Source organism: Kaistia algarum, assembly GCF_026343945.1.
GTDB lineage: Bacteria > Pseudomonadota > Alphaproteobacteria > Rhizobiales > Kaistiaceae > Kaistia > Kaistia algarum.
Genome location: NZ_JAPKNJ010000001.1, coordinates 2,356,066 through 2,370,585, shown reverse-complemented (window position 1 = coordinate 2,370,585; position 14,520 = coordinate 2,356,066). Strand labels below are relative to the sequence as shown.

The following is a 14,520-nucleotide window of genomic DNA, read 5'->3' as shown; positions in this document are numbered from 1 at the left end:
GTCGCGGCGGCGCGCCTAACGTTCGGCCCGCGATTTTTCTGGAGGAACCCATGCATTTCGTCGCCATTCTCGAAGACCGTGACGACGGTCTGCCGATCCGTCTCGAAACCCGCCCCGTGCACCTCGAATGGATGAAGACGGTACCCGTGCAGATCGCCGGCCCGTTCCTGGATGCAAGCGGCGAAAAGCCGATCGGCTCGCTGCTCATCGTCGAGGCCGAGAACGAAGCGGCGGCGCGTGCCATCCTGGCCGAAGATCCTTACGCGAAGGCAGGGCTGTTCAAGTCCAGCGAAGTTCGCCAGTGGCGCTGGGTCGTCGGCAAACCCGCCTGAGACGCTGAACGAAGGAGCTTCCCATGGCCTATTGGCTGTTCAAGTCCGAGCCCGACGTCTTCTCGTTCGAGGATCTGACCCGCAAGGGCGCGGACGGGCAGGAATGGGACGGCGTTCGCAACTATCAGGCGCGCAACCACATGCGCACCATGAAGGTCGGCGATCAGGGTTTCTTCTATCATTCCAACGAGGGCAAGGAGGTCGTCGGCATCGTCGAGGTGGTCAAGACCGCCCACCCCGATTCGACCGATGACAGCGGCACCTGGGAATGCGTCGATATCCGGGCGATCCGTCCCGTGATCAAGCCGGTCTCTCTCCTCGCCGCCAAGGCGGAACCGAGGTTGAAGTCCATGGCGCTCGTCGCCAATTCGCGCCTCTCGGTGCAGCCGGTCACGAACGATGAATGGGCGATCGTGTGCGAAATGGGGGGAACCGAGCCCTGAGCGATCGGGACCCTGCGCGTTTCATTCGAAACGAGACACGCCTCCTGCCGGTGCCCTTCATCCCTGAAATCCGGATTCACCAGGCCGATGAGGTCACAGCACTCTGGCACAGCACAGAGCGCGAACTGGATCAGGCCGGCCTGCAGCCGCCATTCTGGGCATTTGCCTGGGCCGGCGGTCGTGGCCTTTGCCGCTATATTCTCGACCATACCGAAACCGTCGCGGGAAAGCGCGTGCTCGATTTCGCCAGCGGCTCCGGCCTTGTGGCGATCGCGGCCGCCCTGGCCGGAGCCCGAGCGGTCGAGGCCGTCGACATCGACCCGTTCGCGGCTATAGCGATCCGCCTCAATGCGGAGGCGAACGGCGTCGTGGTCCGGGATAAAGACGGAGACAGGATCGGAAGTCCCATCGATGCCGAGATATTGCTCGCCGGCGACATCTTCTACGACCGCGGCTTCGCCGAGCGCGTCCTTCCCTGGCTGCGCGAAATCGCGGCCTCCTGCCGCGTGCTCGTCGGCGATCCCGGCCGGCATTATCGGCCGGTGCAGGGCATGCTCGAAATCGCTCGCTACGACGTGCCGGTCGAAGCCGCCCTGGAGGACGGATCTTTCAAGAGCGTCTCGATCCTGGAGATTTTGCCGGTGCCCGCAAACGCGTTCAGCGCCGATTTTCGGCCATGCGACAGCGCGTCCGTCCGATAAGCCGCCGACACGGTTGCGGCAAGGCGCCGGAATGACTTATCTCAAACACGGAGGATACCGCATCAGCTAGCGTGCGCGGGTGCGGCAATGGGAGGAAGGCATGCACGACAAGATCCATCCGATTCCGGAGGCATGGGCGCGTTCGGCCCGCGTCGATACGTCGGCGTATCAGTCGATGTACCGGCAGTCGATCGACGATCCCGATGCATTCTGGGCCGAGCAGGCCAAGCGGATCGACTGGATCCGCCCCTTCACCAAGGTGAAGAACACGTCCTTCGCCCTCGGCGATGTATCGATACGCTGGTTCGAGGACGGCGTGCTGAACGTCTCGGCAAACTGCCTCGACCGCCATATCGAGACCCGCGGCGACAAAGTCGCGATCCTTTGGGAAGGCGACGACCCTTCGGATTCGCGCGAGATCACCTATCGCGAGCTTTATGATTCGGTGAATCGCTTCGCCAATGTCATGAAGCGGCTGGGCGTCGAGAAGGGTGATCGCGTCACCATCTACATGCCAATGATCCCGGAGGCGGCCGTGGCGATGCTCGCCTGCGCCCGCATCGGCGCGATCCATTCGGTGGTCTTCGGCGGCTTCTCGCCGGACAGCCTCGCAGGCCGCATCGGCGATTGTCACTCCAAGCTGGTGATCACGGCCGATGAGGGCCTGCGCGGCGGCAAGAAGGTGCCGCTCAAGCACAATACGGATCTCGCCCTGACGCGCACGATCGGCGACGAGAAGGTCCTCGTCATCCGCCGTACCGGAGCCGAGGTCGCGATGCATGCCGGTCGCGATTACTGGTATCACGAGCTCGCGGCCCAGGTGCCGGACTATTGCGAGCCGGAGCCGATGAGTGCGGAAGACCCGCTCTTCATCCTCTATACTTCCGGCTCGACCGGACGGCCGAAAGGCGTGCTGCACACCACCGGCGGCTATCTTCTGCAGGCGGCGCTGACGCACGAGATCGTCTTCGATCTCCGGGAAGACGATATCTTCTGGTGCACGGCCGATGTCGGCTGGGTGACGGGCCACACCTATATCGTCTATGGGCCGCTCGCCAATGGCGCCACCAGCGTCATGTTCGAGGGCGTTCCCAACTACCCAACGACCTCGCGCTTCTGGGAAGTCGTGGACAAGCACAAGGTCACGATCTTCCACACGGCCCCTACCGCGATCCGTGCCCTGATGCAGGGCGGCGAAGAGCCGGTCAAGAAAACCTCGCGCGCCTCACTGCGGCTGCTCGGTTCGGTGGGCGAGCCCATCAACCCGGAAGCCTGGGAATGGTATCACCGCGTCGTCGGCGACGGCCGCTGCCCAATCGTGGATACTTGGTGGCAGACCGAGACCGGCGGCGTCCTGATCACGCCGCTGCCGGGCGCGACACCGCTGAAGCCGGGCTCGGCATCCTGGCCGTTCTTCGGCGTCCAGCCGGCGATCGTCGACGGCGACGGCAAGATCATCGAGGGAGCCTGCGAGGGCAATCTGGTCATTCTCGATTCCTGGCCCGGCCAGATGCGCACGGTCTATGGCGACCATGAGCGCTTCGAACTGACTTATTTCTCGACCTACAAGGGCATGTACTTCACCGGCGACGGCTGCCGCCGGGACGAGGATGGCTATTACTGGATCACGGGCCGTGTCGACGACGTCATCAATGTCTCCGGCCACCGCATGGGCACGGCCGAGGTCGAGAGCGCGCTCGTCTCCAACAGCCATGTCTCCGAAGCGGCCGTGGTCGGCTATCCGCATGACATCAAGGGTCAAGGCATCTACGCTTATGTGACGCTGATGCATGGGGTGACGCCGACGGAGGAGCTCAAGAAAGAGCTTCGGGACTGGGTCCGCCGCGAGATCGGCCCGATCGCGACACCCGACCTCCTCCAGTTCGCACCGGGTCTGCCGAAGACCCGATCGGGCAAGATCATGCGCCGCATCCTGCGCAAGATCGCCGAGGACGAGTTCGGGGCGCTCGGCGATATCACCACCCTCGCCGACCCAGCCGTCGTCGAGGACCTGATCGCCAACCGGCAAAACCGGCGCGACTAGCCTGACCGGGACTTTCTTCAGGGCCGCCGTTTCCGACAGGGACGGCGGCCTTTCTTTATGGGCGCTTTACATCCTCGCCCCGCATTCCGGATCGAGCCCTTATCGATCCGCGACTAGATGATGAGCCGATCCCCAAAGGAGGGCCTCATCCATGTCGGACATTCTCTATCTCATCCTCGGCATTGGCGGCTTCGCCCTGCTCATCGCCTATGCGCGCTTCGCGGCGAAGGCCTGAGCCATGCTGGACCTCGTCCTCGGCGCCGCCGTCGCCCTCGGGCTCACCGTCTATCTCGTCGCCGCCCTGCTGCGGCCCGAGAAGTTCTGACGCCCACTTCACCCGAAAGAACCTGCCATGACTGCACTTGGCTGGCTGCAAATAGCCGTCGTCTTCGCCGTCGTGCTCGCAACCGCATCTCCGCTCGGCGCCTTCATGGCCCGGATCTATGCAGGCGAGCCGACCTTTCTCTCCACGCTCCTCGGCCCCGTCGAGCGGGCACTCTATCGTTTCGCGGGGGTTGACCCTTCGCGTGAGCATAGCGCCCTCGGCTACACCGTCGCGATGCTCGTCTTCAACGCCGCCGGCTTTGCGCTGCTCTACGGGATGCTACGGCTGCAAGGGCTGCTCCCGCTAAACCCTCTGGGATTTGGCAGCCTCTCGCCGGACCTCGCCTTCAACACGGCGGTCAGCTTCGTCACCAATACGAACTGGCAGTCCTATGGCGGCGAGACGACCATGAGCCTGTTCAGCCAGATGGCCGGGCTGACGGTGCAGAACTTCCTGTCGGCTGCGACGGGCCTCGCTCTCGCGGTCGCGCTCGTTCGCGCTTTCGCCCGTTCCGGTTCGCCCACGGTCGGCAATTTCTTCGTCGATATGACGCGCTCGGTACTCTACGTCCTGCTGCCGCTCGCCATCGTATGCGCCCTGGTCCAGGTCTGGATGGGTGTTCCGCAAACGCTGGACGCCGCGACGACGGTGACCACGTTGGAAGGGGCGAAGCAGACCATCGCGCTCGGTCCGGTCGCCAGCCAGATCGCGATCAAGCAGCTCGGCACCAATGGCGGCGGCTTTTTCAACGCCAACGCCGCCCATCCGTTCGAGAACCCGACGGCTCTCTCCAACGCACTTGAGATCTGGCAGATGCTGGTCATTTCCACCGCCATCATCTTCGCCTTCGGCCGCACGATCGGCGACCGACGTCAGGCGCGCGCCCTCATCGCTTCGATCGGGCTCATCCTCGTCGTCGGCGTCGGCATCGCCTATTGGGCCGAGAGCGCCGGTACGCCGATCCTGCATGCGGCCGGCATCGATCCGGCCGGCGGCAATATGGAAGGCAAGGAAGTCCGCTTCGGCCAAGCTGCGTCGGCACTGTTCGCTACCGTGACGACCGGACTATCCGATGGCGGCGTCAACGCGATGCATGGTTCCTTCACGCCGATCGGCGGACTGGTGCCGATGTTCATGATCCAGCTCGGCGAGATTCTGCCGGGCGGCGTCGGCTCCGGCCTCTATGGCCTGCTCGTCATGGCGATCATCGCCGTCTTCGTCGCCGGCCTGATGGTCGGACGGACGCCGGAATATCTCGGCAAGAAGATCGAGGCCAAGGAAGTGAAGATGGCGATGCTGGCCATCCTGATCCTGCCGGTGGCGATCCTCGGCTTCTCGGCGGTTGCCGCCGTGCTCCCCGCCGCTCTCGCCGGGCTCGGCAATGCCGGTCCGCATGGCCTCTCCGAGATCCTCTATGCCTATTCCTCCGCGGCCGGCAACAACGGCTCCGCCTTTGGCGGCCTCTCGGCGAACAGCCCGTGGTGGAACACGACGCTCGGCATCGCGATGATGCTTGGACGGTTCGCCTACATCGTGCCGATGATGGCGATCGCGGGATCGCTCGCCGGCAAGACGCGTCTCACCGCCTCGTCCGGCACCTTCCCCACTCACGGCCTGCTCTTCGTCGGCCTCCTGACCGGCGTCATCCTCATCGTCGGCGGCCTCCAGTTCTTCCCCGCTCTCGCCCTCGGCCCGATCGCCGAACAGGTGCAGATGCTGGCCGGGAAGACGTTCTGAACCCGTCGCTTCGGAGAATATCCATGTCCCCCAAATCCCATACGGCGCAGACCGGCTCCGCCTTCGCCTCGCCCGAACTGATCGGTCGGGCGTCCCGCGACGCGCTCCTCAAGCTCAACCCGGCGCATCTCATGCGCAATCCGGTGATCTTCGTCACCGAGGTGGTGGCCGCGCTGGTCACAATCCTGTTCGTCCGCGACCTCCTCGCCGGAAATCCGCTCGGCTTCACCGGCCAGATCGCGGCCTGGCTATGGTTCACCGTGCTCTTCGCCAATTTCGCCGAGGCGATCGCCGAAGGCCGCGGCCGGGCCCAGGCCGACACGTTGCGCAAGGCACGCACCGACACGCTCGCCAAGCGTCTGCGCGACCTTGCCGACAAGGCGCGCATCGACAAGGTTTCGGCACTCGATCTGAAGGTTGGAGACCTCGTCTATGTCGAGGTCGGCGACCTGATCCCTGGCGACGGCGAGATCGTCGAGGGCATCGCCTCGGTCAACGAGGCGGCGATCACCGGCGAATCGGCCCCCGTCATCCGCGAATCGGGTGGCGACCGGTCGGCCGTCACCGGCGGCACGACCGTGATCTCGGATTGGCTTGTCGTGCGCATCACCGCCGGCCCCGGCTCCTCCTTCCTCGACCGCATGATTGCGCTGGTAGAAGGTGCCGAACGGCAGAAGACGCCAAACGAGATCGCCCTCTCGATCCTGCTGATCGGCATGACGCTGATCTTTCTGATCACCGTCGTCGCCCTCGCCGGTCTCGGCCGTTATTCCTCGGCGGACGTGCCGGTGCCGGTGCTCGTCGCCCTGCTCGTAACGCTGATCCCGACGACGATCGGCGGCCTGCTCTCGGCGATCGGTATCGCCGGCATGGACCGACTGATCCGCCACAACGTCCTCGCCATGTCCGGCCGCGCCGTCGAGGCCGCCGGTGATGTTGACACGCTGCTGCTCGACAAGACCGGCACCATCACCTTCGGCAATCGCATGGCAACCGAGATCATCCCAGTCCCCGGCATCACGGAAATCGAGGCCGCACAGCTCGCCGTCGAGGCCAGCCTTGCCGATGAGACCGCCGAGGGCCGGTCGATCCTGACGCTGGCCCGCGAGCATTTCGGCATCCCGGTTCCTCAGGGTCCGCCGGAAGGGGCCGTCTTCATCCCCTTCTCCGCCGCCACGCGCCTGTCCGGCGTCGACATCGGCGAACGCCGCATCCGCAAGGGCGCGATCGACGCCGTGAAGCGTTTTGTCGCCGGCATGACGGATCGCAGCGCGCCGGAGATCCCGGCCTTCAACGCCGCGGTCGAGCGGATCGCCCGTTCGGGTGGAACCCCGCTCGGTCTCGCCGAGAATGGCCGCCTCATCGCCGTGATCCATCTGAAGGACGTGGTGAAGCCGGACATCAAGGAGCGCTTCGCCGAACTCCGCCGCATGGGTATCCGCACGGTGATGGTGACCGGCGACAACCCGATCACCGCCGCGGCGATCGCCTCCGAGGCTGGCGTCGACGATTTCATCGCCGAGGCCACCCCGCAGGACAAGCTCGCCTATATCCGCAACGAACAGCGCCAAGGCCGGCTGGTCGCCATGTGCGGTGACGGCACCAATGACGCCCCGGCGCTCGCCCAGGCGGATGTCGGCGTTGCCATGCAGAGCGGCACCCAGGCGGCACGCGAGGCGGGCAACATGGTCGATCTCGACAGTGATCCGACCAAGCTGATCGAGATCGTCGGCATCGGCAAGCAATTGCTGATGACGCGCGGCGCGCTCACCACCTTCTCGATCGCCAATGACGTCGCGAAATATTTCGCCATCATACCGGCGCTCTTCATCGCCGCGATACCCGAGCTCGGCCTGCTCAACGTCATGGGTCTGCATTCGCCGCAGAGCGCCATTCTGTCCGCCGTCATCTTCAACGCCCTGATCATCATCGCGCTGATTCCGCTCGCCCTGCGAGGCGTCGCCTATTCGGCGCGCGAGGCCGGCGCCGTGCTCTCCCGCAACCTGCTGATCTACGGCCTTGGCGGCATTCTCGTACCCTTCATCGGCATCAAGCTCATCGATCTTGTGATCGTCGCCATCGGCCTTGCTTGAGGAATGAACCCCATGTTCTCCAATCTTCGTCCAACCCTCACCCTCCTCGCCGCCTTCACCATCGTCACCGGCATCGCCTATCCATTGGCGATGACGGAAGTCGCCGGGGCCATCCTGCCTCGCCAGGCGGGCGGCAGCCTGATCGTCCGGGACGGCACCGCCATCGGCTCCAGCCTGATCGGCCAGAGTTTCGCCGGCGCCGGCTATTTCCACCCGCGCCCCTCTGCCGCCGGCAACGGCTATGACGCCAGCGCCTCGTCGGGCACCAATCTCGCCCCGACCAGCGCCAAGCTTGCCGATCGCCTGAAGACCGATGCGGCGGCCTACCGCGCGGCCGGCATGACCGGCCCTATACCCGCCGATGCGATCACCACCTCCGGCAGCGGCCTCGATCCGCATATCTCGCCGGCCTTCGCGCAGGCGCAGATTCCGGCCGTCGCCAAGGCGCGCGGCCTGCCCGGAACGCTTGTGCGCGATCTGGTGAACGCGCACATAGAAGGTCCGGAACTCGGTTTCCTCGGCGATCCTCGCGTCAATGTGCTTCAGCTCAATCTTGCATTGGACGACGCGGCCAAGTCGTCGGGCGCCACTCCGGCTGCGCCCGGCACGTCGCCGGCACCCTGATGGAACGCGCCGATGACCGGTGACGAGGCGCCCCGCGCCTCTCCCGACGCTCTCCTCGCCGCCGCCGAGCGCGAAACGCGCGGCAAGCTTAGGATCTTCCTGGGCGCGGCGCCGGGCGTCGGCAAGACGTTCGCCATGCTGCAGGCCGCCCGCGCCGCCAAGGCGGGCGGCCTCGATGTCGTCGTGGGCCTTGCCGAGACGCATGGCCGCGCCGAGACAGAGGCGCTTGTGGCGGGTCTCGAAATTCTGCCGCGCATCAGCATTCCCTATCGCGGCAGGCTGGTGCCCGAATTCGACATCGACGCCGCCCTGCGCCGCCGGCCGCAACTGCTCCTCGTCGACGAATATGCCCATTCCAATGTCGAGGGCAGCCGCCACGCCAAACGCTGGCAGGATGTCCAGGAACTGATCGTCGCCGGCATCAACGTCTGGACGACGCTCAACATCCAGCATGTCGAGAGCCTCAACGACGTCGTGCAGCGGATCACCGGCGTCCGTGTCCGCGAGACGGTCCCGGATACGGCCCTGCAGAAGGCGGACGAGATCATCCTCGTCGACCTGCCGCCGGACGAACTGATCCAGCGCCTCGCCGAAGGCAAGGTCTATGTCGAGGACACGGCGACAAGAGCCGTCCAGAGCTTCTTCAAGCCGAGCAATCTGACGGCGCTGCGCGAACTCGCGCTTCGCCGCGTTGCCGCACGCGTCGACAGCGACCTGCTGGAACGCATGCAGGGTTCCGCCATCGAGGGACCTTGGGCGGCGGGGGAGCGACTGCTCGTCTGCGTCGGCCCCGACGTCGCCGCCGAACGGGTCGTGCGCGAGGCCAAGCGGCTCGCGGACCTCCTCGATGCCTCCTGGTTCGCCGTCACGGTCGAGCGACCCGGCCGCGCCGTCGCCGCCGGCGAACGCTCCCGCCTCGAGGCTGGCATGCGGTTGGCCGAGAGCCTCGGTGCCGAGACCCGTTCCCTCGTCGCCACGGACATCGCCGCCGAACTTCTGCGATTCTCGCGCTTCGAGAATGTAACGCAGATCGTCATCGGCAAAGCGCGGCTGCGCCGGCGCTTTCGCATTCGCACCAGCCTCGCCGACGCGCTGGTCGCCGAGGCCGACGGCGTCGCGATTCATGTCGTCACGGCGGAGACACCGGAACGCCCGTCAAAGCTTCGGGCGCGGCTCCGCCTGCCTCCGCTGGGCGGGATCGCCGGCTATGTCGCGGCGCTCGCCAGTGTTGGCCTCGCTACTTTGGTTGGACGCGGTCTGACCGAATTTGTCGCCCTGCCGAATGTCTCGATGCTCTATCTGCTGGCTGTGCTCGTTCCGGCAATCCGCTACGGCGTCTGGCCGGCGATCTTCGGGTCGGCGGTCTCCTTCCTCACCTATAATTTCTTCTTCATCGATCCGATCGGCACCTTCACCGTGGCGCGGCCGCACGAATTGCTCGCGCTGGTGATCTTTCTGTCGGTGGCCGTGCTGATCTCGACCATCGCGGGTCGCGCCCGCGAGCAGACGCGGGCGGCGATCCGGCGGATCCGGGCGACACGGCGCCTCTATGAGTTCACGCGCAAGCTATCTGCCCTGCCCGATGGGGCCTCCGTCGCGGAAGCGGCAACGGTGGAAATCCATGCGACGCTCGGCCGTGCGGCCGTCATCCTGCTCGAGAAGGCCGGAGATCTCGCGATCGCGGCTGCCTGGCCGCCCGAAGACCGGCTGGATACCGCGTCCATGACGGCGGCCCGATGGGCATTCGACCACAGCGAGCCGGCCGGGGCCGGCACGGGAACGCTGCCCAATGCGCCATGGCGTTTCGCGCCCTTCTCGGGGGCCAGCGGATCGTCACCCATCGGCGTCATCGGCGTCGAGCGACCCAGCGCGGGCGACGCCGGGTTCGACGCCGAGAGCGAGACGCTGCTGGCGACGCTCGCCGAGCAGACCGCTGCCGCGCTCCTCCGCGCCCGCCTCTCGACGGAGGTGGCCAGCGCCCGCACGGCGGCAGAGACAGAGCGTGTCCGCAATATATTGCTCGCCTCGATCAGCCATGATTTCCGCACGCCGCTGGCCTCGATCCTGGGGGCTTCCACCAGCCTGCTCGACTATGGCGACGACATTCCGGAGGCGACCCGGCGCGATCTGCTGGGCCATATGCGCGACGAGGCGGAACATCTCGACACCATGGTGCGGAACCTTCTTTCCATGACACGGCTGGAGGCCGGGGCGCTGGACCTGCGCCGCGATTGGATCGATGTCGCCGAAGTCCTGAACCGCGCCGTCTCGGCGGCGCGCAAGCGCGGCGCAACGCAGTCTTTCACCGTCGACACGGCAACGGACCTTCCGCTTCTATTCGCCGATCCGGGTCTCATCGACCAGGCGCTCGCCAATGTCGTCGGCAACGCCGTGCGCTATGCGGGACCCAGCGCGAAAGTTACCCTCTCGGCCACGGCGGACGATGAAATGCTGGAGATCGCCGTGACCGACGACGGGCCGGGAATTCCGCCGGAAGCCCTGCCGCATGTCTTTGAGAAATTTGTCAGGGCCGCCCGCACGAGCGGCGATGGTGGCGATGGCTCAGGGCTGGGACTCGCCATCACCAAGGGAATCATCGAGGCTCATGGTGGAACCACACTGGCGCTGAGCCCCGTTCCCGGCCGAGACGCCGGCGCGAGGGTCCTTTTGCGCCTTCCGCTCGGTACGCCGCCGGACCTGGAAGGATAACCTCGATGCAGCCTCCGCGCGTCCTTGTCGTGGACGATGAGCCAGCCATCCACCGCTTCATGGCGCCTGCGCTGGCCGCCAATGGCTACGAGGCCTTGCGCGCCGATACGGGCGCCGAAGCGCTGGCGCTGGCCGCCAGCCGCCAGCCCGACCTCATCATTCTCGATCTCGGCTTGCCGGATATGGACGGCAAGGAAGTGATCCGACGGCTGCGTGAATGGTCGCCGACGCCGGTCATTGTGCTCTCGGCGCGGGACCGCGATGCGGAGAAGATTGAGGCGCTGGACCTCGGAGCCGACGATTTCGTCAACAAGCCATTCAGCATGGGCGAACTGATGGCGCGGCTGCGCGCGGCGCTGCGCCACCGGATGAAGGAAAAGGGAGAGACCCCACTGCTCCGGCTCGCCGACATCGAGATCGATCTGCCCCGCCACCGCGTCACCCGCGGCGGAGAAGAAGTGAAGCTGACGCCGAAGGAATTCGACCTTCTCGCCTTTCTCGCCCGCCATACCGGCAAGGTGGTCACGCATCGCCAGATCCTGCGCGAAGTCTGGGGACCGGCGCATGAGTACGACACGCAATATCTGCGCGTCTATGTCGGACAGCTCCGCGCCAAGCTGGAGCCCGATCCTGCCAATCCGGTACTGGTCGTCACGGAGCCGGGGGTCGGATACCGGGCGGGAGAATAGCTCCGCCGAACGGCAGGAAGCCCTTTGTCCAGCGGCTCAGAAATCGCTGGCGATGCCCTTGTTCTCCCAATCGCCATAGCGGACGGGCTCGGGCCCGGCGCGGCCGAGGATTTCGCGTGGGCGGTCGGCGGCACCCTCGATCTTCCCGCGCCTGGCTTCAGCCTCGGCCAGCGCCCGAATGGCGGCGGAGCTGAGCGGCTTCGGATCGTTCGGTATCGGTCCCGTCATCGCGAACCTCTTTCAAGCTGGGCCATAGGCGATATAGGGCTCGGCACCGGTCGGCGGCAATCCCGTTGGCGAGCCTAGCGCTTCACGGGTCTCGCCACCGCCAGCACGGCCACTCCGGCCGGACTTGTTGCGGAATCGCGGCACCGCCATCATATGCGTCCTTGAACACGGACCCGTTGAACGGGAACCAGAGGAGACCGCGAAAGCGGGGATCGAAGAGCATGAACATGATGCGGACCGCCCTCCTGCTCGCTGCCCTGACGGCGATCTTCATGGCCGTCGGCTATCTCGTCGGTGGCGTGGGCGGCATGGGGATCGCCTTTCTTGTCGCCGCGGGCATGAACGTCTTCAGCTATTGGAACTCCGACAAGATGGTGCTGTCGATGTATGGCGCCAGGGAGGTCGACGAACGCACCGCGCCGGAATATTACGGCATCGTCAAGCGACTGGCCGCCCGCGCCGGCCTGCCCATGCCGAAGGTCTTCATCATCGATTCGCCCCAGCCCAACGCCTTCGCCACCGGCCGCAATCCGCAGAATGCAGCCGTCGCCGCGTCGGCCGGACTTCTGCGCACGCTTAGCGCCGACGAAGTCGCCGGCGTGATGGCGCATGAGCTGGCGCATGTGAAGCATCACGATACGCTGACCATGACGATCACCGCGACGATCGCCGGCGCGGTGTCGATGCTCGCGAATTTCGCCTTCTTCTTTGGCGGCCGGCGCGATTCGAACAGTCCTTTCGGCGCGATCGGCGCCATCGCGGCGGCGCTTCTGGCGCCGATTGCCGCGATGCTGGTGCAGATGGCCATCAGCCGTTCGCGCGAATATGCTGCGGATCGCATGGGCGCGGAGATTTCCGGCCAGCCCCGTGCCCTCGCCTCGGCGCTTTCGAAAATCGCCGGGGAGGCAAGTCGCATTCCCAACGAGGCGGCCGAGGCCAATCCGGCGACGGCCCATCTCTTCATCATCAACCCCCTTTCTGGTCAGCGTATGGACAATCTTTTCTCGACCCACCCCGCGACCGAAAACCGGATCGCGGCGCTGATGGCCATGGACCGGGAGATGGGACCTGCCCCCGCCGCGTCCCGCGTCGGCCTGCCGGGAGGCTTTGGCGCCAGGCGAGCCGGTGGATCGACCGCGAGCGGTCGCCAGGGACCATGGGGTTGAGCCCGCGCGAGCCGCAGGGACAGCGGTCGAAGCGTCCAGCCGTGTCTTCCGTGCCGGGGCTTGCCGCCCGTGCCGCTGCCGCCGCCGCACTCGACGCGATCCTGAGCGACGGCCGGCAGGCCGATGCTGTTCTGGAATCCTCCGACGGCCCCTTCGCCGCACTGGAGACGCGCGAACGCGCTCTGGCGCGTGCGATCCTCGGCATGTCGCTTCGTCGGCACGGCCAGATCCGCGATGCGCTCGGCCGCTTTCTCGACAAGCCGCTGCCTCGAAAGAGCGGCCGAATGGCCGCGATCCTCGATACTGCGATCGCACAAATCCTGTTCATGGAGGTTGCTGACCACGCTGCGGTTTCTCTCGCCGTGAGCCTTGCCGATGCCGATCGCGATGCGCGGCATTTCAAGGGCCTCGCCAACGCCGTGCTGCGCCGGGTTGCCGGAGCCCGCGATGAGATCGTCGCCTCGCAGGACGCCCCGAAGCTGAATACGCCGCCCTGGCTGCTGAAAAGCTGGACCAGGGCATATGGCGAGGCAACGGCGCTCGCGATTGCCAGCGCACAGGTCAGCGAGCCCTCGCTCGATCTTTCGGTCAAGTCCCAGCCCGCCGAATGGGCGGAGAGGCTGGGCGGCATCGTGCTGCCGACCGGCTCGATCCGTCTCGCGAGCCATGGTCCGCTCGAGGCGCTTCCCGGCTATGCCGATGGCGAATGGTGGGTCCAGGACGCCGCCGCCGCCCTCCCGGCCCGTCTCTTGGGTGACATCGCCGGCAAGTCCGTTATCGACCTCTGTGCCGCGCCGGGCGGAAAGACGGCCCAGCTCGCCGTCGCCGGAGCGAAGGTAACCGCCGTCGACATTTCCGACGCGCGCCTGGCCCGCGTTCGGCAAAACCTCGCCCGCCTTCGGCTCGATGCCACAGTAGTTGCCGCCGACGCGGGCGACTATCTGCCAGCCGAGCCCGTCGACGCCGTCCTGCTCGACGCGCCCTGCTCGGCAACCGGCACCATCCGCCGCCATCCTGACGTCGCATTGCTGAAGCGACCGCAGGATGTGACGGCGCTCGTCGAGATCCAGGCAAGGCTGCTGCAACAGGCGACGCGGATGCTGAAGCCGGGCGGGACGCTGGTCTACTGCACGTGCTCGCTTCAGACGGAAGAGGGCGAGGCGCAGATCCATCGCGCACTCGCCGAACTGCCGCTGGCATTGGAGCCGATCCAGCCATCGGATGTCGGCGGGGTTGGGGAAATCTGCCGCAACGGCTTCCTGAGAAGCTTGCCCTCCGATCTCGTCATGGAGGATGCTCGGCTTTCCGGCCTCGACGGCTTCTTCGCCGCGCGTCTGCGCAAGCTTGGCTGACCGCAAAGCTGGTTCAATTCGCTCGCCGCGGTCGCTAGATTGCCGACGATACGGTAAGAGAACGATTCGTCGCGCGG

Annotated in this window: 13 protein-coding genes; 11 read left to right on the top strand and 2 right to left on the bottom strand. The window is 66.1% G+C overall.

Annotated features, from left to right (window positions below):
- The first annotated feature begins 50 nt into the window (after positions 1-50).
- The 4 genes from OSH05_RS11405 to acs all read left to right on the top strand — a co-directional run bounded on the left by OSH05_RS11405 (position 51) and on the right by acs (position 3,520).
- Positions 51-332: a YciI family protein gene (locus OSH05_RS11405; RefSeq protein ID WP_104220901.1), complete on the top strand. Its 282-nt coding sequence runs from the start codon at positions 51-53 to the stop codon at positions 330-332.
- Positions 333-355: 23 nt separating this feature from the next.
- A complete protein-coding gene (locus OSH05_RS11400; RefSeq protein ID WP_104220900.1) occupies positions 356-775 on the top strand; it encodes an EVE domain-containing protein in 420 nt (139 codons plus the stop codon).
- On the top strand, positions 736-1,476 hold the full coding sequence (locus OSH05_RS11395) for a class I SAM-dependent methyltransferase (protein WP_104220899.1): 741 nt from the start codon (positions 736-738) through the stop codon (positions 1,474-1,476). Before OSH05_RS11400 ends, OSH05_RS11395 begins: the two co-directional genes overlap by 40 nt.
- Before the next feature lie 100 nt (positions 1,477-1,576).
- Complete coding sequence (acs, locus tag OSH05_RS11390; protein WP_104220898.1) at positions 1,577-3,520, top strand: acetate--CoA ligase; 1,944 nt, start codon at positions 1,577-1,579, stop codon at positions 3,518-3,520.
- 145 nt (positions 3,521-3,665) lie between these two features.
- Here acs and OSH05_RS25260 read toward each other — a convergent pair whose 3' ends face one another.
- A complete protein-coding gene (locus OSH05_RS25260) occupies positions 3,666-3,857 on the bottom strand; it encodes a hypothetical protein (protein ID WP_266352234.1) in 192 nt (63 codons plus the stop codon).
- 15 nt (positions 3,858-3,872) lie between these two features.
- Between OSH05_RS25260 and kdpA the strand changes: the two genes are divergently transcribed.
- The 5 genes from kdpA to OSH05_RS11360 are packed head-to-tail and all read left to right on the top strand — an operon-like array spanning position 3,873 to position 11,697.
- Positions 3,873-5,582 (top strand): potassium-transporting ATPase subunit KdpA, encoded by a 1,710-nt coding sequence (gene kdpA, locus OSH05_RS11380; protein WP_266352233.1) that lies wholly within the window; start codon positions 3,873-3,875, stop codon positions 5,580-5,582.
- A gap of 23 nt (positions 5,583-5,605) precedes the next feature.
- Positions 5,606-7,675, top strand: coding sequence for a potassium-transporting ATPase subunit KdpB (gene kdpB / locus OSH05_RS11375; protein ID WP_104221521.1), 2,070 nt, complete (start codon positions 5,606-5,608; stop codon positions 7,673-7,675).
- A 12-nt stretch (positions 7,676-7,687) separates the two neighbouring features.
- The gene (kdpC, locus tag OSH05_RS11370) at positions 7,688-8,299 is read left to right on the top strand and encodes a potassium-transporting ATPase subunit KdpC (RefSeq protein ID WP_104221522.1); all 612 of its coding nucleotides are present in this window, start codon (positions 7,688-7,690) and stop codon (positions 8,297-8,299) included.
- 12 nt (positions 8,300-8,311) lie between these two features.
- The gene (locus OSH05_RS11365; protein WP_104221523.1) at positions 8,312-11,008 is read left to right on the top strand and encodes a sensor histidine kinase; all 2,697 of its coding nucleotides are present in this window, start codon (positions 8,312-8,314) and stop codon (positions 11,006-11,008) included.
- Positions 11,009-11,013: 5 nt separating this feature from the next.
- The gene (locus tag OSH05_RS11360) at positions 11,014-11,697 is read left to right on the top strand and encodes a response regulator (protein WP_104221524.1); all 684 of its coding nucleotides are present in this window, start codon (positions 11,014-11,016) and stop codon (positions 11,695-11,697) included.
- Between the two features lie 36 nt (positions 11,698-11,733).
- Here the strand turns inward: OSH05_RS11360 and OSH05_RS11355 are convergent, their stop codons facing one another.
- The gene (locus OSH05_RS11355; protein WP_104221525.1) at positions 11,734-11,925 is read right to left on the bottom strand and encodes a DUF1674 domain-containing protein; all 192 of its coding nucleotides are present in this window, start codon (positions 11,923-11,925) and stop codon (positions 11,734-11,736) included.
- Between the two features lie 221 nt (positions 11,926-12,146).
- On the opposite strand from OSH05_RS11355, the gene htpX reads away from it, so the two are divergent.
- On the top strand, positions 12,147-13,091 hold the full coding sequence (gene htpX / locus OSH05_RS11350; protein ID WP_104221526.1) for a zinc metalloprotease HtpX: 945 nt from the start codon (positions 12,147-12,149) through the stop codon (positions 13,089-13,091).
- Positions 13,082-14,443 carry an RsmB/NOP family class I SAM-dependent RNA methyltransferase gene (locus OSH05_RS11345; protein ID WP_104221527.1) on the top strand — a complete coding sequence of 454 codons (1,362 nt, stop codon included), beginning with the start codon at positions 13,082-13,084 and terminating at the stop codon, positions 14,441-14,443. Before htpX ends, OSH05_RS11345 begins: the two co-directional genes overlap by 10 nt.
- Positions 14,444-14,520 lie beyond the last annotated feature (77 nt).